We start from the raw sequence: 645 nt of genomic DNA on the forward strand, positions 1-645 counted from the left end.
AATGGCAGATAGCCCAGTTCGTCGATCACCAGCAGCGCTGGTCCGGCGTAGAACCGCATGGTGGTGGCCCACCGGCCTTCGATCGCAGCTTTGTGGCAGCGGGCCGCCAAATCGGCGGCGGTGGTGACATAGGTGCGGTAGCCGGCGTGCACCGCAGCCCGGGCTAGACCCAAGGCCGCTCAGTTTGGTGTGCTGCCGGGTTGTCAACCGGGTAGCACGCGCACGCTGATGTGGGTTTGGTAGATGGTCCGGTCGATCACCCCCTTGGCGCGGTGTTTGGAGATTGCCCGTTTGACCACGCGAAGGCTGCTGCGGGGCCGGCGATGTGGGAGCAGGTCAGCGCGCACGGCCCGCCCGATCACACCGACGATATCGACAGTCGCGCCGGTGATGACCCGGCCGCATGGACGAGCTGGTCGCGGGCGGTCTGCAAAGCGACGGTGAAACTGCCCCGGTCCGCGACCATGCCCGGTGTGGCCAGCGCGGTATCGGCGATCGCGGTCCGCAACGCCTGGTAGGTGATCAGCAACGCGTAGACCTCCTGCGCGACATCGTCGGCAGTACGCGCCGAGGGTGTCATGGCAACCGTGTAAGTCCGAAGCTAGTTCGGTACTAAATCTATTCTAGCACAATGGGATTCGGCTC

General features: G+C 65.0%; 1 protein-coding gene and 1 pseudogene. Both read right to left on the reverse strand.

All coding sequences use genetic code 11. The features are described from left to right. A pseudogene (locus A5789_RS06025) lies at positions 1-176 on the reverse strand (ATP-binding protein); the annotation flags it as partial. A gap of 182 nt (positions 177-358) precedes the next feature. Then, positions 359-580, reverse strand: a complete 222-nt coding sequence (locus A5789_RS36315) for a hypothetical protein (protein WP_064903081.1) — start codon at positions 578-580, stop codon at positions 359-361. Positions 581-645: the final 65 nt, after the last annotated feature.

Source organism: Nocardia sp. 852002-51101_SCH5132738 (assembly GCF_001665695.1).
GTDB lineage: Bacteria > Actinomycetota > Actinomycetes > Mycobacteriales > Mycobacteriaceae > Nocardia > Nocardia nova.

Coding starts and splice junctions, on each gene's coding strand:
- A5789_RS36315 (WP_064903081.1), bottom strand. CDS start 580: ATGACACCCTCGGCGCGTACTGCCGACGATGTCGCGCAGGAGGTCTAC.